Source organism: Devosia sp. (genome assembly GCF_034675085.1).
In the GTDB taxonomy this organism is placed as follows: Bacteria; Pseudomonadota; Alphaproteobacteria; order Rhizobiales; family Devosiaceae; genus Devosia.
The window spans coordinates 1-18033 of the sequence record NZ_JAUCDN010000029.1 but is presented as its reverse complement, the minus strand read 5'-3'; the positions used below and the strand labels follow the sequence as shown (position 1 = coordinate 18033).

At 66.0% G+C, this 18033-nt stretch carries 14 protein-coding genes; 5 read left to right on the top strand and 9 right to left on the bottom strand.

Going from position 1 to position 18033, the window contains the following annotated elements:
• From VDP82_RS03580 to VDP82_RS03560, 5 genes are all read left to right on the top strand, one after another.
• On the top strand, positions 1-272 hold a 272-nt coding region (locus tag VDP82_RS03580; RefSeq protein ID WP_323013467.1), incomplete at its 5' end, for a sugar phosphate nucleotidyltransferase.
• Between the two features lie 12 nt (positions 273-284).
• On the top strand, positions 285-1391 hold the full coding sequence (locus tag VDP82_RS03575; RefSeq protein WP_323013466.1) for a DUF1972 domain-containing protein: 1107 nt from the start codon (positions 285-287) through the stop codon (positions 1389-1391).
• Entirely contained in the window at positions 1388-2536 is a 1149-nt protein-coding gene (locus VDP82_RS03570; RefSeq protein WP_323013465.1) for a glycosyltransferase family 4 protein, read from the top strand. The genes VDP82_RS03575 and VDP82_RS03570 overlap by 4 nt, the downstream gene beginning before the upstream one ends.
• Positions 2536-3534: a glycosyltransferase gene (locus tag VDP82_RS03565; protein ID WP_323013464.1), complete on the top strand. Its 999-nt coding sequence runs from the start codon at positions 2536-2538 to the stop codon at positions 3532-3534. The genes VDP82_RS03570 and VDP82_RS03565 overlap by 1 nt, the downstream gene beginning before the upstream one ends.
• The gene (locus VDP82_RS03560) at positions 3518-4402 is read left to right on the top strand and encodes a polysaccharide pyruvyl transferase family protein (protein ID WP_323013463.1); all 885 of its coding nucleotides are present in this window, start codon (positions 3518-3520) and stop codon (positions 4400-4402) included. The genes VDP82_RS03565 and VDP82_RS03560 overlap by 17 nt, the downstream gene beginning before the upstream one ends.
• On the opposite strand, the gene VDP82_RS03555 is transcribed toward VDP82_RS03560, so the two are convergent.
• The 9 genes from VDP82_RS03555 to VDP82_RS03515 all read right to left on the bottom strand — a co-directional run.
• Positions 4350-5690, bottom strand: a complete 1341-nt coding sequence (locus tag VDP82_RS03555; protein WP_323013462.1) for a hypothetical protein — start codon at positions 5688-5690, stop codon at positions 4350-4352. The two genes, VDP82_RS03560 and VDP82_RS03555, sit on opposite strands and share 53 nt — an antisense overlap.
• 30 nt (positions 5691-5720) lie before the next feature.
• Positions 5721-7169: a lipopolysaccharide biosynthesis protein gene (locus tag VDP82_RS03550; RefSeq protein WP_323013461.1), complete on the bottom strand. Its 1449-nt coding sequence runs from the start codon at positions 7167-7169 to the stop codon at positions 5721-5723.
• Between the two features lie 132 nt (positions 7170-7301).
• On the bottom strand, positions 7302-8267 hold the full coding sequence (locus tag VDP82_RS03545; RefSeq protein WP_416347071.1) for a phage head spike fiber domain-containing protein: 966 nt from the start codon (positions 8265-8267) through the stop codon (positions 7302-7304).
• Positions 8267-8530: a spike base protein, RCAP_Rcc01079 family gene (locus VDP82_RS03540; protein WP_323013459.1), complete on the bottom strand. Its 264-nt coding sequence runs from the start codon at positions 8528-8530 to the stop codon at positions 8267-8269. Before VDP82_RS03540 ends, VDP82_RS03545 begins: the two co-directional genes overlap by 1 nt.
• A gap of 66 nt (positions 8531-8596) precedes the next feature.
• Positions 8597-10729 (bottom strand): GumC family protein, encoded by a 2133-nt coding sequence (locus tag VDP82_RS03535; RefSeq protein WP_323013458.1) that lies wholly within the window; start codon positions 10727-10729, stop codon positions 8597-8599.
• Positions 10730-10814: 85 nt separating this feature from the next.
• The gene (locus tag VDP82_RS03530) at positions 10815-11588 is read right to left on the bottom strand and encodes a metallophosphoesterase family protein (RefSeq protein ID WP_323013457.1); all 774 of its coding nucleotides are present in this window, start codon (positions 11586-11588) and stop codon (positions 10815-10817) included.
• Positions 11589-11661: 73 nt separating this feature from the next.
• Positions 11662-13095, bottom strand: a complete 1434-nt coding sequence (locus VDP82_RS03525; protein WP_323013456.1) for an O-antigen ligase family protein — start codon at positions 13093-13095, stop codon at positions 11662-11664.
• Positions 13095-13778, bottom strand: coding sequence for a hypothetical protein (locus VDP82_RS03520; RefSeq protein ID WP_323013455.1), 684 nt, complete (start codon positions 13776-13778; stop codon positions 13095-13097). Before VDP82_RS03520 ends, VDP82_RS03525 begins: the two co-directional genes overlap by 1 nt.
• 116 nt (positions 13779-13894) lie before the next feature.
• Positions 13895-18033: VCBS domain-containing protein (locus VDP82_RS03515; RefSeq protein WP_323013454.1), on the bottom strand; the 4139-nt coding region annotated here is incomplete at its 5' end.

Sequence of the window (18033 nt, the reverse complement as noted above, 5' to 3'; positions counted from 1 at the left end):
TCAACATGCGCTATCTCGAAAAAGGCCAGCTCCATGTCGACCTGATGGGGCGCGGCTATGCCTGGCTCGATACCGGCACGCCCGACAGCCTGCTGGAAGCGGCCCAGTTCGTCGCCACCATCGAGCGCCGCCAGGGCATCAAGGTCAACTGTCCCGAGGAAGTGGCCTATCGCATGGGCTTCATTTCGGACCGGCAGCTTGAAGGTCTGGCCGAAGCCCTGAAGAAAAGTCCCTACGGCCAGTATCTTCGCGGCCTTCTCGAAGGGCGCTGACACGGCCGCCGCATGAAATCCCTTCGCATCCTCGGCATTCGCGGCATTCCCGCCGCCCATGGCGGTTTCGAGACCTTCGTCGCCCAGCTCGCCCCCTATCTGCGCGACCATGGCTGGAAGGTGAGCGTCTATTGCCAGCTCGACCCGGATGAAGATGGCGCCGTGCCGCCCGATTTCGAGGATGACTGGCAGGGCATTCACCGCATCCATCTGGGCGTGCGCCGGGGCGGCTCGGTGGGCAGCATGCTGTTCGACTGGCGCTGCGTCATGCATGCGCTGGGGCGTCCCGGGCTCAATCTCGTGCTGGGCTATAACACCGCCATCTTCACCATTCTGCTGCGCCTGCGCGGGCACAAGGTGGTGATGAACATGGACGGGGTGGAATGGAAGCGCGCCAAATGGCCCCTGCCGGTCAAGGCCTGGTTCTATTTCAATGAATTCATCGGGGTGAATTCGGCCGTCCTGCCCATCGCCGACCATCCCGAAATCGCCCGCCACCTGCGCCGCCACGGGCCGCGCCGGGCCCATGTCATTCCCTATGGCGCCGATGCCGTGGTCGAGGCCCCCGCCGCCGATCTCGCTCCCTATGGGCTGGCGCCGCGAAGCTATTACGTCTCCATCGCCCGGATCGAGCCGGAAAATTCCATCCTCGAAATCGTGCGGGGCTTCTCGGCGGCGCCGCGCACCGAAAAGCTGGTGGTGCTGGGGCGGCTCGACCCCACCAATGCCTATCACCGCGCCGTGCGCGCCGCCGCCTCCGAGCAGGTGCGGTTCACCGGCGCCATCTATGACCGGCCGGTGGTCGATGCGCTGCGCTTCCACGCACTGGCCTATGTGCATGGCCACCAGGTGGGCGGCACCAATCCCTCGCTGGTGGAGGCGATGGCCGCCGGCAACGCCATCCTCGCCCATGACAATCGCTTCAACCGCTGGGTGACCGGGGAGAACCAGCATTTCTTCGCCTGCGAAAACAGCCTGGCCGCGCTGTTCGACGCCATCGGCGAGGGCGGGATCGATCTCGATGCCAGCCGCGAGGCGGCGCGGGCCCGCCATGCCGCCCAGTTCACCACCCAGGGCGTCAACGAAACCTATGCCGCCCTGCTGGCGAGACTGCTGTGACCGGGGCGGCGCCGACCCTTTTGTGCGTGCATCAGGGCTACGAGCTCTACGGCTCGGACCGCACCTTCATCAGCGCGCTCAAGGGGTTTCGCGCCCGCTTTGCGCATCTGCGCCTGCTCGTCGTGCTGCCGCAGGCCGGGCCGCTCTCGGCCGAGCTGGAGCGGCTGGGCTTTTGCGTCGAAATCCGACCGCTCTGGGTGGCCCGCCGCACCGAAGGCCCGCTGCGCCTGCTCGCCCGGATGCTGCAGTTTCCGCAGGCCGTGCTGCGGGCGCGGCGCCATATCGCGGCCGCCGCCCTCACCTATATCAACACCTCGGTGATTTTCGATTATGCCCTGGCCGCCCGGCTGAGCTGTCGCCCGGTGCTGCTGCATGTCCATGAAATTCCCACCGGGCTGGCCATGCGGCTTATCCGCCTGGTCCTGGCGCTGTCGGGCGCAAGGCTGGTCTATAATTCGCAGGCCACGGGCGATGCCTTCGGCCTCGACGGCGCGGTGGTGCTCAACGGCATTCCCGATCCAGGCCCGCCCCCGGCGGCGCCGGCCAGCGACGGCATCCTCAACATCCTGATGATCGGGCGGATCAACGACTGGAAGGGGCAGGACCTGCTGGTCGAGGCGGTAGCGGCCCTGCCCGCCGGCACAAGGGGTAAGATGCGGCTGCGCTTCGCCGGCTCGGCCTTTGCCGGCAACGCCTCCGAAACCCGCCTTCTCGCCCAGGTGCAGGAAAAGCAGCTCGGCGAGATCACCCGCCTCGATGGTTTCGTCGATGACCCCGCCCCGCTTTACCGCTGGGCCGACATCGTCGCCGTGCCCTCGCGCAAGCCCGAACCCTTCGGGCTGGTGGCGGTGGAGGCCATGGCCCATGGCAAGCCGGTGCTCGCCGCCGCCCATGGCGGGCTTACCGAAATCATCGAGGACGGGGAAACCGGCTGGCTGGTGCCCCCCAACGACGCCCCGGCGCTGGCCAAGCGCCTCGCCGCGCTGGCCGAGGCCGGCGAACAGGCCCACGAAATGGGCATAAAGGGTCGCATGCGGTTCGAAAACGCCTTTTCCGAGAGCCGCTACCAAGACCGGCTCTGCGATGAGCTGGGCGCGCTTCTCGGCCCCGAGCCGGCCCTCTGCACAATGGGGGAGGACGCGTAATGGCGACGATCAGCGTCATCATCAAGGCCCTCAATGAAGAGGCCCATATCCGGCGCTGCATCGAATCGATCCTGCCGCTGCGCGCCAGTCATGACGTGCAGATCATCCTTGCCGACAGCCTTTCCACCGACAACACCATTGCCTATGCGGCGGACTATCCCATCGACATCGTCCAGCTTCGCAATCCGGCCGAGCGCTCCTGCGGCATCGGCGCCCAGCTCGGCTTCCAGCACAGCATTGGCGATTACCTCTATATCATCGATGGCGACATGGAGCTGTTCCCCGGCTTCATCGACGAAGCCCTGGCCCAGTTCGCCCTCGATCCCAAACTGGCCGGCATCGGCGGGCTGGTGGAGGAGCATGGCGCGGGCAATTACGAATTCGAGCGCCGCGCCGCCATGAATGACGGGCTGGTTCCCGGGGGGGTGGAGGCGCTCGACATGGGCGGGCTCTACCGGCGGACGGCGCTTGTCGAGGTCGGCTATTTCACCAATCGCAACCTGCATTCCTATGAGGAAAAGGAGTTGGGGTTCCGGCTGGGGGCTGCGGGCTTTACTCTCAAGCGGCTGCCGGTCTGGGCGGTGCGCCACCACGGCAAGACCAGCTCGACCGGCGCCCTGCTGGCCAGCCGCTGGACATCGCGGCATTTCCAGGGATCGGGGGAATTGCTGCGCTCGGCCATCGGCACGCCCTATCTGGGCAGAGTGGCAAGGCTGTTCTGGCGCCTGCTGCTGATCGCGGCGAGCTACGGACTGGCCCTTGTCGGTCTGATCCTGCTCAGCCCGCTTCTGCTCCTGCTGGCCCTTGGCTTTCACCTGCTCGTGGCGGCCTATCTGCTGGTGCGCGAGCGCGATGGCAAGCGGGCCGCCATCGGCTATATCAATCTCAACATCCTCACCCTAGCCATGCTTGGCGGCCTGCTGAGCCGGCCCCGGGACCCGGCGGCGCCGATCGAGGACATCACCGTCAAGACATATGGCCATGACCCAAGATCCTGACCGCTATACCACCCAATTCCTCGATCTGAAGCCCGCCGGCCCCGCCCGGCGGCTTGCCCGGCGCATCAGGCGGGCGCTTACCGGGCCGGAGATCCCGCCCTGGCCGCAAGAACCCTACGCCACGGTGGAGCTGACCTATTGGCGTCCCGCCAGGAGAGTCAATTTCGGGGACGAGTTGTCCCGCGCCATCGTCGGGTTGATGCTGGCGCGGCGGGGCTTGACCATGCAGGACGAGACCGCCCGGCCCCGGCAGATGCTGGCCATAGGCTCCATAATGCAATTCGCCCGGGACAATGCGGTGATCTGGGGAAGCGGCGTCAATGGCAACCAGCCCGAATGGGCCCACCGGTTCAGCACGCTCGACGTGCGCGCGGTCCGGGGGCCCTATACCCGCCATTATCTGATGGGCAAGGGCATCGCGGTTCCCGAAGTCTATGGCGATCCAGGCCTGCTGACCCCGCTTCTCACCGGGGATCGCTTTCGCCCCAGCGGCGAATTCGAGGTCGGTTTCGTGCCCAATACCCATGACTTTGCGGACCACGCCGCCGATTGCCCGATCCCGGTCATCGACCCGCGCCGGCCCTGGAACAGCGTGGTCGCCGATATCGTGCGCTATCGGCGGATCGTGGCCAGCTCGCTGCACGGCCTGGTGCTGGCGGAAGCCTTCGGCATTCCCGCCCGCTATGTGCGGGTGAGCGAGCGCGAAGGGCTGGTGAAATATAGCGACTATTACGCTGGCACCGGACGCGAGCGCTATGATTTCGCCCGCTCGGTTCCCCAGGCCCTGGAGATGGGCCCTGCGCCCCTGCCCGATCTCAACCTGGAGCCGCTGCTGGCCGCATTTCCCTATGATCTTTGGAGGCAATAGCGCTGGCGGGCCGCAAGGCGGGCATGGTGTCGAGCATATTGCCATAGGCGAACCAGCAGGCCGAGCCGAACAGGATCGTCCATTCCAGGGTAAAATAGTTCATCGGCCACGGATTCACCATGGAGCCGAGCAGGAAGCAGCCCAGCGCGATGGGAACGAACCGCTGGTCCTGCGGCAGGGCGCGCCCGATGCGGATGAAGCCCACCGCCAGGCGAAAGGAAATGAGCAGCACCAGCATGAGGCCGATCCAGCCAAACTGGGTGAGGGCGCTGACAATGCCGGTATCGGCGATCATATATCCCCAATAGCCATTGCCGATGCGCCAGGCCTGGGCGAAGAAATTGCTGGCATCGTCGCCATTGGACAGGACCCCGAAGCCGAAGCCGTAAGTTTCGGTCCATTTCGACATGTAAAAATCGATGGCCTGGAACCTTATGCTGATATTGCCGTCGACGATGTAATCGTCTGAGGTGACGAGCCTTTCCAGGATGTCCCTGGCCAGGAATATGACCAGCGGCAGGCCGACAAACAGCCCCGCAAGCCCCACCTTGAGCACCCGCATGGGGCGCAGCCGGGCAAAAAGGACGAAAAAGAGCAAGGCCAGGCTGGTGGTCAGCATGCTTTGCCGGCTTTCCGAAATACCGAACAGCACCAAGACGTTGAGCGCCAGCACCAGGAGCGCCAGAACGGCCTTGCGGTCCATTTTCCAGCGCAGGAACAGCCAGGCGCTGAGAAGAACGATGGAAAAACCGGTTTCCACCCGCATCAGGAACATGCGCCGCACGCCGCGGCTGTTGATCGAGCCGCGCGCGAATTGATCGAATTGCGGCAGGCGCAGCATCTGGTCGGCCAGCGAAATGACCGAACACAGGGTCGCGGCGACAAGCATGCCGAAAACGATGTCGCGCCAGCTGATCCTGAGGCTGACAAACAGATAGCCGATCAGCAGCGGCAACAGCATATATTGGGCAAACAGCCACTCGCGCGGCGGCAGGCCATGCACGAGGCCGCTATAGATGACGGTGACCGCCACGCAATAAAGGAAGAACCAGCTCGACCCCAGCCGCGCCCGCGAAATTTTGGGGCGGACGATGAAGCGCATCGCGCTCAGCCCCACCCCCACCAGCACCAGGGCCCCCACGGCATACCGGCCCAGGCTGATGGGCAGGCCGATCACGGCTGGAACGACCCCTTCCCAGCTCAGGAACAGCAGGGCGACGAAAAGCACCCGCCGCCAGTCGAGCGGCGGCATGTCCATGCTGGTTTCCCTGTCGATGTCGTCCGCCATATGGAACCCGGTTTTCCCCTCGCTCCGATCCTATTCGGCCATCGTCAATAATTTGTCTTTCCCACGGCCGGAAAGCCCTGCCGCCAGCGCCGTGCCGATCAGCGCCCCGCCCCCGGCCAACGCCCGGGGCCAGTCGCCCGGCAGCGCCAGCGCCAGCGCGAGGCCGGCAGCGGGCAGGATCAGCCAGGCGATGTCGCGCGCGCCCAGCACCACGATCCCCTCCCGTCCCAGCATCCAGGCCATCAGCGGATTGAACAGCAGCGCCGAGGCCAGCATGGCCAGCGGCAGGGCGTGGATGCCGATCCAGGGCGCCAGGAGCCAGGAAAGCGCCACGATCAACCCGACCGAGAGCAGCGCCACCATGGAGCTGAAACCGGCGCGGCCGATCATCTTGAGGACCGCGTCAGTGCCGGAAAAGATGCTGCGCACCACGGCGGGCGCCGCCAGCGCCAGAAGGATCGGCAAGGCGCCGCTGAAATCGCCGAAAAGCGGCAGGCCCAGCGGCGCTCCCAGAAGGATGAAGCCGGTGGGCAGGCAGACCAGCAGGATCGACTGCCGCTTGAGCCGGGCCAGCGCGGCATTGAGCCCGGCAATATCGCCCCGCTGGTGCAGGGTGCCGGCCAGGGGCGCGAAGCCGCGGATGAGGATATATTGCAGGAAGGGGAAATAAGTGGCCAGCCGCGAGGCCAGCGCATAATCGGCCGCGATGGTGGAAGAGAACAGGGCCCCCACGATCAGCATGTCCACACCCTGCAATTGCTGGGTGGCCATGGGGTAGATGGTGAACCAGCCGGCATAGCGCAGGTCCGCGCCGCTCAGCGGCTCGAAACCCGGCCAGCGGCCCGAGAACAGCCGCAGGCTGTCGGCGGCCCAGGGCAGGGCCAGCGACAGCCAGAGCACATGGGCGATGGCGATATCGGGCAGCGCCCAGAGCGCGACGAGCGGAAACCCCACCAGCCGCAGCCCATTGGGCACCACTTCGGTCAAAAGGATCGAAGCGGTGATGCGCGAGCGGCTGTCATAGGAGCCGGCGGTGACCAGATTCATGGTGCCGAACAGGATCATCGGCGCCATATGCAGGAGCCAGGGCGCCATGTCGGGCTTGGAAAAAACCGCCGCGATAGGCGCCGCCAGAAGCGCCGCGCCTCCCGCGATCGCTCCGGACAGCACCAGCCCAAGAAGGCTCACGCTGCGCAGCAGCCTGGCATCCAGCCCCGGATCGCCCGATTGCCGCCCGACGCGGAACAGCAGCAGATTGCCCAGCCCGGTGCCCAGGCCCAGGCTGACCAGCCGGTAGAGGGTGAAAACGATCATGGCCTCGCCGAATGCCGCCTTGGGCAGCATCCAGCTCATCACCAGCAGCACCACGAGCTGCGACACCAGGGCGAAGACCCTGGCCGCCGACCCCAGCACGACGAGGCGCCCCGCGCCGGAAAGGCGCGACAGCGGGCGGGCAAAGGCGGAAATCGGGTCGGACACGGCGGACGCGCAGCCTCTTGTCGACACCAGTGTCGATGCCGGTTTGTCCCATAGCGGCAAGAAGAGGACAAGCAGCGGCGGTCCCCCGCTGCCGTTAGGGTTAGCGGCCGCCCGCAATCGGGGCGGCCGGTTTCAGGGCGTTGCCACCAGCCGGGCGATCACCGGTTTTGCGAAAGACGCCGGAAGCGGCGCCGCCAGCGACAGCGACTGGCTGGTGCCGTCGGAAAAAACCGCCGTCAGCGTGCCGCTTGTCGGCGCATCGGGCAGCACCAGCTGCTCGGCGGGACGGCTGGCGGGCGTCACCCCCGAAATCATGAGCGAGCTGGCCGCGCCCAGTTCGAGCTGGGTCATCCAGTGGCCATATTGCCCCCCCATGCCCGGTCCCGACCCCAGATCGGCCCGCGTCGTGCTGCCATCCGCCGCCGCCGAGGTCAGGCTGATATTGAGCTGGGTGCCCGGGGCGACGAAGCTCTGGGTGATGGCGATATAGCCATCGGCCAGTTGCTCGATCTTCTGGGAGAGATGCCCGAAACCGCCGGCGGTCTGGGAAACGCTGCCGGCGGCGGCAGTGGACAGATTGTACCAGCATAGAGTGGCACCGGCGAAGGACGCATCGCCCACCGTCACGCGCATCCAGTCGAAATTACCCCGCCTGACGATGCGGGTGAGGCTGTAGGTGGCGCCCTGGGTGATGCTCATGGGCTGGCGCGACAGGGCTGCGCCGCCCCCGGTCTCGGTGATCAGCCAGGCGCCATCCGCGCCGGCGGGGTCGGCAAGACCCGAAGCCAGCGTGATGGAATTGCGAAACCAGGCCGCCTGGCTCGGATCGGCCGCATAGGTGCACAGATTGCTGCCCGCATCCTCCACCAGCAGCCCCGCTTCGGTGAGGGACGCGGTGTTGGCCCCGACCGCCTCGAACCGGCCCTGGCCATTGCGCACCAGCTTGCCGCCGGCGCGGGATATGCCGAAGCTGGAGGCAAAATCGGCGGGGAGGCCGGCAAGCATGGCGCGGCGCTGCACGAAATCCACGGCCCAGACCGCATCGGGGGGCCACCAGGCAAGAGGCGGTGGCAGGGCCCAGAGCGAAATACCCAGCATCACACCAGCCCCACGACATTGCTCGCCGTGGTGCCGCTGGCCTTCAGCCGGCGCACGCGCAGCGGCAGGATGGTTCCGCTGGCGACGCCGGCGAAGCTGAGTTCGGCGCCCGAGGCGAGGATGACGGCAACGGCTCCGGCGCCCCCGACATAGAGCGCCCGCGTCACCTCGGGCAGATCGGCGCTGTTGGACGGGGTTGCGGCAAAGCCGTGCTGCGCCGGCGATTCAAGGCCGGAAACATAATCTGCGTATCGGTCGGTCATGGCTGCTCCAGAGGTAAGATCTCAGGCAGCATAGGCCGGGCCGGAAGGGGCGGGGATAAGTCCGCCTCAGGTGACTTCCGCGTAATATTGCCCGTATTTGCGCATATAGGAGGCGCGCGAGGCATCCTGCTGGTTGAGCACGGCGAGGATGGGCGTGGAGGCCAGCTTGGCCTCGCTCAGGGCGGCAACGGCCTGGCGCGCATCGATTTGCGAGGTGCTGGCCCAGCGGGCGACGAAAATGATCGCATCGACCAGCGGGGCGACATAGAGCCCATCGACCACCGGCCCGATGGGCGGCGTGTCGATGACGACCACGTCATAGGTCTTGCGCGCCGCCTTGAGCAGCTTGTTGAAATAGGGGCTGGTCAGCAGCTGGTCGGTGGGCAATTCGCTGTGGCGCGCGCCGGCGACCACTTCCACCTTGGTCAGCGGATCCTGGGTGAGAAGATTGCCGACGCCGGTGCTCTCCGCCGCTTCGAGCACCTGGTGCAGCCCCAGCTCGGGATGGATGCCCAGATGGCGATGCAGGCTCGGCTTGCGCAGGTCGCAGTCGATCAGCAGCACGCTCTTGCCCGCCAGCACATAGGACCGGGCCAGCGCCAGGGCCAGCGTGGTCTTGCCCTCGCTGGGCGCGGTGGAGCTCACCATGATGATGGAGCTTTCATGCTCGCCCTCAGCCGCCGGCCGGTCGCGGGCGATGGCCTGGTCCAGCGTGGCCCGCAGGCGCCGCACCGATTCGGAAAACACCGAAAGCGGCGCATTGACGATCACATCCGCCAGGCTTTCCCGCTCGGACTTGGCCCGCTGGCGCGGAATGGCGCTGGCGATGCGCAGCTTGAGCACCGAGGACAGCTGCGCCTCGCTGGTGAAGCCGCCGATGAAATTCTCGTAGAGAACGGCCAGGGCAACGCCCAGGCCCAGCGCCGCCACGCCGGCAATGGCCATGAACAGGGCGACGCTGGGAAAGGTCGGAAATTCCGGCGCCAGCGCCGCCGAGACGATGCGGCTGTCGGCGATTTGCAGATCGGCCTGGGTCTCCAGCTCGCGGGTGCGTTCGAGCAGCGTTTCATATTGCGAGCGGGCAAGCTGGGCGTTCTGCTGCAATTCGAACAATTCGGTGACGATGCTGGTGGGCAGATCGCCCTGCAGGACGGAGTGTCGCAGCTCGCCGCGCAGTTCCGCTTCCTGGTTCTGCACCTGCGAGACCTGCTGGCGCAGGCTGCTCACCTCGCGGGCCGCTTCCTGTTGCAGGCGCTCCTCGATACCGGCCAGTTGCGACTGCAACTCCGAGGCGGTGGGGTTGGCCGAAGAACCGTCCTGCAATTGCTCGGCAAGCGCGGCGCGCTGCAGATCGAGTTCGCGCACCGCCTCCGACTGGCTGTCGCGCACCACGGCGCTCAGATTGTCAGCGTCGAGGCTGGTCTGGATGGAGCTGGCCAATTGCGACTGCCGGCTGCGCAGTCGGGCGAGGCTGTCGAGCTGGCTTTGCAGCGAAGCCAGGTCGGCGCGCCCGGTTTCCATGGTGATGCGCGCGATATTCTGGCCGATAAAATTGTCGAACGAGCCTTCCGTGGAGACGATGGCCGCCCGCGCCTGATCGATCCGCGCCTGCAGGATGTCGCGCGAGGCCAGGGTGTTGTCGACCTTGGAGGAGACCTGGTTCTGGATATAGGCTTCGGCCACGGCATTGGCGAGCTGGGCGGCGCGCTCGGGGCTTTCCGAACGGGCCTGCACGGCGATGAGATAGGTCAGGCCCCGGCGCTGGATCGAGATGACATTGCGCAGATTGCTCAGCGCCTGGTTGAGCGCATCCTGCGGGGAAGCCTCCCGCCTGGCCACGAGGCCGAAAAGCGAGAGGATGCGGTCGCGCAGGGTGAGGCGCACTTCTGGCGCTTCGGCACCGGCGAGCCCCATCTGCTCCACCACCCTCAGCAGCACATTGTCGGAGCGCAGGATTTCCACTTCGCTGTCGATGCGCGCGCTGTCGCTGCCGGTGCTGGCCAGTTGCGCATTGGGATCGAGCAGATTCTTGCGCGTTGGGTCCACCAGGATCAGCGCCGAGGTCGTATAGGTCGGGGTGAGGGAAAAGGTCACCACACCCGCCAGCGTCACCACCACCACGAAGGTAATGGCGATCAGCCGGAACTGTCTGCGCAGCAGCCCAAAGACACCGCGGAGATCGATCTCGGTTTCGTCCATGAAACAGTCCTTTGGTGAAGGGCGGCGCCCGTTATGCCTCAGGTGGGTAAAATGGACAAACTCCATTCACCCGCCCCGATCAGCCTTATCCCCGGGTGGTTAAGATGGCTTGCACGCCCGAAGGGCCGAGGCGCGCGCCCGACAGCACGCCGGTGGCGAAGGCGCCCGTATCCAGGCAAAGCCGATGGGGAGTGCGCACCACTTCAGGGCCGGGCGTATGACCATGGATGACGAAACCGGGCAGGCCGGCATCGGCACCCAGAAACGGCTCGCGGATCCACAGCAGGTCCTGCTCGCCCTGGCGCTCCAGAGGCACCCCCGGCCGCAGCCCCGCATGCACGAACACCATGCCGGGCAGCGTCAGCAGCGCCGGCAGGCCGGCGAGGAAATCCAGATGCGTCTCCGGAATATAGGCGGCCAGCATGTCCCTGCGCCGGCGGGCGGGCAGCCCGAGCAGCGTCGCGCTCGGCAACCCATAGGAGGCCAGCGTCTCCAGCCCGCCGAAATCGGGCCAGCGCGAGCCGGTTCGCGGATCGCCCAGAAAATCGAGGAACATCTCCTCATGATTGCCCGCCAGGCATATCCGCCTGATGCCGGGCGGGGGCGGCGCAATCAGATGGTCCAGCACCTGGGCCGAGGCGGGGCCGCGATCGATGTAGTCGCCCAGCATGACGATCCAGCTTTCCCCGGCGCGCCCGGCGGAATCCGCGACGATAGCCGCTTCCAGTTCGAGCAATTGGGCCAGACATCCATGTACGTCGCCGATGGCATAGACCGCCTCCGGCCAGTGATCGGCCGAAATCCGCGGGCGGGGCGCCTTCTGCGCCGGACGGAAGAGAGAAAGGAGCGAAAAGCCCATGCCGGTCCTCCTGGAGCGTTTCCAGCAAAAGTGGAAACGGTTTTGCGGTTCGCAAACGCGATAAAACAAACTGCTAAAGCGTATGCAGCGAATCTGGAAGATCGCGCCGCGCTCTAGGCGTCTCGCTCGCCACCGCGGCCAGCCCGGAGGCGACGATCAGCAGCAGCACGAACATATTGGCCTCGATCTCGAGGCTGAAATCGACCAGCGAATGGGTGGCGGCCACCATCAGGGCGCCCAGCGCCGCCGTGGGCGCCGCCCAGTTGCGCGGCCGGCGCAGCAGCCCCCGCACCAGCACGGCCGCAAGCGCGAACAGCGCCAGGACGGGCAGGCTTCCGACCACCAGCCCCAGTTCGCTCCAGAGCGTAAGATAGGTGCTGTGCGCCTTGTCCCAGACATAATGGAAGCTCACCGGCTCCTGGTGGACGCGGGGAAAGGCCAGCTCGAACGCGCCTCCGCCAAAGCCCAGGAAGGGCCGTTGAAGGACCAGCTCCCACACCTGCGCGTAAAGGTCCGAGCGCTGCATCGCCGCCGCTTCGCTGTCGCCGAGCCGGTCCATCAGCGCGTCTCCGAAGAGGACCAACCCGCTCGCCAGCGCCGCCGCCATGGCCCCGACAATGCCCAGCGCCGCCATGCGCGATGCCGTGGCGCGCAGCAGCGCCACCGTGACGATGCTGGCCGAGCCGAGAAGCGTTGCCATCAGCCCCATGCGGGACTGGGTGGCGATCACGGTGGACACCAGCAGCAGATAGAGCATGGCATGGAGCATGATGCTGCTCATGCCCCCCGGCACCATGCCGTCATTGCGATGCCGCTCCACCTGCGCCACCACGTGGCGGCAGAGCTGGGCCAGCGCCAGCATGGCGCCGAAAGCAAGGAAGGTGGCAAAGGAATTGCGGTTGACGAAGGGGCCGGTGGCCGAGCCCTGATAGGCGGTCTTGGGCAGGCCCAGAAGCGTATCTCCAGCCTGCAACGCAAAGATCGCCCCCACGGCATAAAAGGCGATGCCGATCAGCATCGCCCGGCCCATCAGGCGATTGCGGCCATCATTGACCATGCTTTGCAGCGCCAGAAAGAAGAAGACGCCATAGCCGAGCTGACGCATCAGCATCAGCATTGTCGCGTCGCCGGCAATGGAGATCGTCTCGCCCGGCGCGGCCTCCGCTCCCAGCAGGCCCGGCGGAAGCAGCCAAGCGATGGGCAGCATCTGCACCACCAGAAACAGGCATGTAGCGAGGAACAGCCCGATGCCGGGGCCGATCGCTGCCAGCGGAAACCGCAGGACACCGCCGATCCGGGCCAGCGCCATCACATAGGCAAGCCCGGCCCCGCCCAGCAGCATGGCGAAGAAGGCCCAGGAGATGGGATGCACGCTGCCAAAGGGCAATGGCGCAACGAGGGCGACCGCCATGACCAGCAGGCCCGCCGCAGTATTGATGGCCGACTGGCCGGCCGGACTGCGGCCGGTTCGGACGGAGGCGACGCTGCGCAGCGCGATCGGGTCCATCACATGCCGCCCCGGGTCATCAGGCCGCTCAGGCCATCGAGGAAAGTTTTCTGCGTGGCTTCGGGCAGGCTCGCCAAAGCCTCGGTCATATAGGGTCTGAAGGCGGGATCGGTGACGAAGCGCTGGGCCAGGGCCCACATATCGGCCTGGTCTCCGGCCAGCGCCGCAAGATCGGCGAGGTAACCCGCCTTCGCCGCGCCATCGATGCGCGCCTCATGCCCGCCGACGACGCCGACACGGAGCCGGGCCAGCCATGTTTCGCGCGGCGCGGCGTTATAGCTGTTTGCCAGATAAAGGTTTGCCTCCGCGGGCCCTTCCTGCGCCAGCATGCCGGCCGCCGCCACCGTCCAGGCCAGGGCATTGCCGCTGTTTCTCTGCGCCACCGTCAGGGCGATCCGGGTGCACAGGGCCGGGATGGACGCCATCGTCTCGGCGCCGACAAACCGCGCCTCCAGCGAATTTTCGGCCCGCAGGCCATATTCGCAATCCATCAGCAGCGCGCGCTGGCGCATCGGGGAAAACCCCACGCCCTGCCGGTCGAGATCGATATCGGCCAGCCGGCTCAGCGCCGGGCCCTGCACGCGGGGAGCGGAGCGGAACTCGGCCATGCCGACCCAGCCCCCCAGCGCTAGCGCAGTCAGGGCCATCAGGCCCGCCAGGGCCAGCTCAAACCCCTGTTTCATGAATTGCTGCAACTCCCGGTGAGGCCGGCCCCGACCTCAGGACTGGCCCCAAGGCCAGCATCGCAAATGCGAACGCCGGGGCGCAAGGCCCCGGCGTCGATATGGTATCCGCCCGCCTAGAGGATAAAATCGTCGGCGGTCAGCACATGCTCGCCCAGGATCTCGATCTGGAACTCGCGGTGATTGTCCCCATCGGCGCTGGCGATCACATAGGTGCGGCCAGCCAGGATGAAGCTGCGGACATGCCCGGCATCCACCGATTCCGAAATGCTGTTATCGCTGGAGAACTGGAACGTCTGATGGCCACCGGCCAGCGAGTCCGCGTCGATCGCCGACAGGTCGATCTTGTCGCCGGCATTCCAGTCCGCGATCACGTCGCGGGTGGCTGCACCGGCGACCGAGTCGTTGGTCGAGAGATAGACGAAGGTGTCGTTGCCGGCCCCGCCATAGAGGATATCCGTGCCGCCGCCGCCGGGGAGGAAGTCCTCGCCGATGCCGCCCGACAGGGTTTCCGAAGCGGCGGTGCCCACGATGTGCAGCGGAGCGCCCGGACCGTCCAGGCCGATGAAGTCGTCGGCCGTCAGGTGGATGGTGCCGCGCAGCACGATCTGGAAGTCCGCATTATTATCGTTGTCGACGCCACCGGTGATGTAGGTGTTGCCGCCGGCATGATAATATTTCAGCTTCCCGGCCGCCGCTTCCAGGGTCGCATCGCCGAAGCCGACGAGTTCGAAGCTCTGATGGCCCGCCGCGACGATATTGGCATCGAGCTGGCTGAGGTCGATCTTGTCCTCGCCCTGCTTGAAGTCCACGATCGTGTCGCGATTGGCCGCGCCGGCGCCGCTTTCGAGGTGGCTGGTATAGATGAACACATCCGCGCCCGCACCGCCCGAAAGCGTATCCTGGCCCAGGCCGCCGAAGATATGGTCGTCGCCATCGAGGCCATAGATCCAGTCATTGCCATCGGTGCCGTTCAGGGCGGCATCGTCGCCATTGGTGCCGATATTGCGCAGCCCGACGAAATTGGCCGGCGTCAGAGTGTGATCGCCCTGAAGCTCGATCTGGAAGGTCTGACCATCGGTGGTCTGGCCCACGATATAAGTATTGCCGCCATAGAGGTAATACTTGATCTGGCCTTCACCCACATTGCGGTCGATAGAGCCCAGCCCGACGAAGTCGAACGTGCCGATCTGCGAGAGATCGATCAGCTCGTTGCTTTCGAAGTCGGTGATGACGTCGCGGCTCACCCCGGCCTCGCTGTCGCTGGCGCTGGTGAACACGAAGGTGTCCTGGCCCGAGCCGCCGGTGAGCACATCCCGGCCGGCGCCGCCGACAAGGATGTCGTCGCCCGAACCGCCATTGAGGATGTCGTTGCCGGCCCCGCCATAGAGGACGTCGTTGCCCGAGCCGCCATTGAGGGTGTCGTCGCCACCCTCGCCATGCAGCACGTCGTCGCCCGAGCCGCCATTGACGATGTCGTCGCCTTCCCCGGCGAAGACGATATCGTCGCCATTGCGGGCATTGATGACGTCGTCGCCGGCGCTGCCGGTGATGGTGTCGGCCAGGTTGGTGCCGGTGATGGTGTCGTCGTCCTCGGTGGCGACGATGACCTCATTGGCGCCATTGATGGTGATCGTGGCGGTGCGCGTCGCCGAATGCTCCGCCCCCGAGGCGTTGGTGTAGGTCACGGTGATGCTCACCGTGTCGCCATCGGACAGGTACTGGAACGCCGAATTGTCCAGCGTCAGCACGCCATTGCCATCCACCTGCAGATTGGCGCCGGAAGGGGCGTCGTGCGAGAGCAGGTGCACCGTGAGGTCGTCCCCCTCCGGATCGAAGCTGCCATCCAGCAGGTCGACCGAAATGGCATCGTCCTCGCTGAAGCCCGCCGTAATGTCGACCCCGAAGCTCGGCGCGTCATTATGGCCCTGGACGGTGATGGTCACGACGCGGACGGCCGTGCCGCCATTGCCGTCGCTGACGGTGACGGTGAAGCTCTCGAGCTTCTCGTCGCCATCGGTAAGGCTGTTGGCCTTGGCCTGGTCGAGCACATAGGTCCATTCGCCGGTATCGGCGTCGATGCTGAAGGTGCCATAGACGCCTTCGGTGGTGTCGGCAGACCAGGTCAGCGTGTCCCCTTCGACGTCTTCGGCCACGATCTGGCCGGAAACGCTGTCGGTGGCGTCGTCCTCGACGATGGTGCCGGCAAGATCGGCCGAGGTCACCACCGGCGCATCATTGGCGCCGGTCACCGTGAAGGTGACGGTGCCGGTATCCGAGGCGCCGTAATCGTCGGTGACGGTGAAGCTCACCACCACCTGGGCCGACTGGCCGATCCCCAGAGACTGATAGGCGCTCACCGTCGTATCGATGGTGATCTTGCCGTCGGCATCGACAGTGATGCCGGCAGCGGCAGCCGAAATCGGGGCCGCGCCATCGATGGAGACATCGCCAATGGCGAAGGCATCGGCGGTGAAGTGCGAGATCGGGGTATCGACATCGCTCACCAGCTCGGAAGGGATGGTGCCGAAATTGAGGCCCGAGACCACGCTGTCTTCGGCGAAGGGCGCCGTGACCACGAAGTTCTTGGCCACCGGCGCGTCATTATGGCCCTGCACGGTGATGGTCACGACGCGGGTGGCCGTGCCGCCATTACCATCGCTGACGGTCACGGTGAAGCTCTCGAGCTTCTCGTCGGCGCCGGTGAGGATGTTGGCCTTGGCCTGGTCGAGCACATAGGTCCATTCGCCGGTATCGGCGTCGATGCTGAAGGTGCCGTAAACGCCTTCGGTGGTGTCGGCGGACCAGGTCAGCGTGTCGCCATCGACGTCTTCGGCAAGGATCTGGCCCGAGATGGTGTCGGTGGCGTCGTCCTCGACGACGGTGCCGCCCAGATCGGCCGAGGTCACCTCCGGCGCGTCATTTGCGCCGTTGACGGTGATGGTGATGGTGACGGGAGCGGAATCCACCGTGCCGTCATTGGCCACGATGCTGAACACATCCGTTCCCGTATCGCCTTCGCCCAGAGCCCGGGTCGCCGCATTCGGCGTCAGCCGGTAGGACCAGGCGCCCGTGGCGCTGTCCAGCTCCAGCACGCCATAAAGCCCCACAAGCGTGTCGGCGCTCCAGCTCAGCGTGTCATGATCGGCATCGCTCGCCACCAGCTGCCCGCTGGCGCTGGGCACCAGCCCAAGGGCCACGTCCGCCGCATGCGCTGCGGCCTCGGCCGCCGCATTGCCGGGGACATCACCGCTGATCCAGGGACGATCCAGCAGCGGCAAAAGCCCTGCAGCAGCGATCTCGGCATGGATGTCCGTATCCGCCAGCGCGGTCGGCAGGTCGGTATGCTCGCCCGAGCGGGTGAAGCGATCCGTCAGCCCGCCTGCGTTCAAATTGCCCAGCAGATTGTCATGCAGGCTCTGCTCGCGGGTGATGTCTCCCGAACTATTCTCGCTGTATTTGACGATGGCATCGGTCAGCGGCGCATTGCCCGCCTGCAGGTAGTGGGCATATTCGATACCCAGCCGGATCGTCGCCGTGTTGTGCCCGATGTGGAAGTAATTGCTCCCGCTCGTATAGAAGGTGTCGAGGAAGTCCCACACCGCCAGGATGGCGTCGGCGCGGGTGCCGCCCTGCGGCGCCAGGTCGGCCTCGATGGCATCGAGCACCGCTCCGACATCGGCGCCCGCCGTGTTGAAGTCGCCCAGGACCGCATCCAGCATCGCCTGGATCGCCGGGGTCGGCGTATAGTTGGCGTCAGGACGGGTGCCGACGCCGGCATTGGTGAAATTGTCCAGGTCGCCCGAGACAAACACCGAACCCGTCGCATCCCCGGAAGTGATCACCGGCGCGTCGTTGACATTGGAGACGACGACGGTGAAAGCCGAGCTGTCCGAGGCGCCATGCGCATCGGTCGCAACCACGGCCACCGAGATGGTGCCGAAGTAATCGGCCGGCGGGGTATAGCTGAAGCTGTCGCCGGGAGCGACGGTGATGGTCTGGGAAGCCGGCGTCACTCCGCCCGGGCCCGCGCCATAGGTCAGGGTCAGGGTGATGGTGACCGCATCGCCATCGACATCGGAGATGGCCGCCGCCAGGATATCGGCAACCGAAGCCGAGCCGGCCGCGATTTCGGTATCTTCCACCGCATCGAACACCGCGCCATTGATCGCCGCATCGATGACCGGCGCGTCATTTGCACCGTTGACGGTGATGGTGATGGTGACGGGAGCGGAATCCACCGTGCCGTCATTGG

What these genes read in the sequence shown, in the direction of transcription:
- VDP82_RS03575 (WP_323013466.1), top strand. Translation starts at nt 285, where the DNA reads ATGAAATCCCTTCGCATCCTCGGCATTCGCGGCATTCCCGCCGCCCAT.
- VDP82_RS03565 (WP_323013464.1), top strand. Translation starts at nt 2,536, where the DNA reads ATGGCGACGATCAGCGTCATCATCAAGGCCCTCAATGAAGAGGCCCAT.
- VDP82_RS03560 (WP_323013463.1), top strand. Translation starts at nt 3,518, where the DNA reads ATGACCCAAGATCCTGACCGCTATACCACCCAATTCCTCGATCTGAAG.
- VDP82_RS03555 (WP_323013462.1), bottom strand. Translation starts at nt 5,690, where the DNA reads ATGGCGGACGACATCGACAGGGAAACCAGCATGGACATGCCGCCGCTC.
- VDP82_RS03545 (WP_416347071.1), bottom strand. Translation starts at nt 8,267, where the DNA reads ATGCTGGGTATTTCGCTCTGGGCCCTGCCACCGCCTCTTGCCTGGTGG.
- VDP82_RS03540 (WP_323013459.1), bottom strand. Translation starts at nt 8,530, where the DNA reads ATGACCGACCGATACGCAGATTATGTTTCCGGCCTTGAATCGCCGGCG.
- VDP82_RS03535 (WP_323013458.1), bottom strand. Translation starts at nt 10,729, where the DNA reads ATGGACGAAACCGAGATCGATCTCCGCGGTGTCTTTGGGCTGCTGCGC.
- VDP82_RS03530 (WP_323013457.1), bottom strand. Translation starts at nt 11,588, where the DNA reads ATGGGCTTTTCGCTCCTTTCTCTCTTCCGTCCGGCGCAGAAGGCGCCC.
- VDP82_RS03525 (WP_323013456.1), bottom strand. Translation starts at nt 13,095, where the DNA reads ATGGACCCGATCGCGCTGCGCAGCGTCGCCTCCGTCCGAACCGGCCGC.
- VDP82_RS03520 (WP_323013455.1), bottom strand. Translation starts at nt 13,778, where the DNA reads ATGAAACAGGGGTTTGAGCTGGCCCTGGCGGGCCTGATGGCCCTGACT.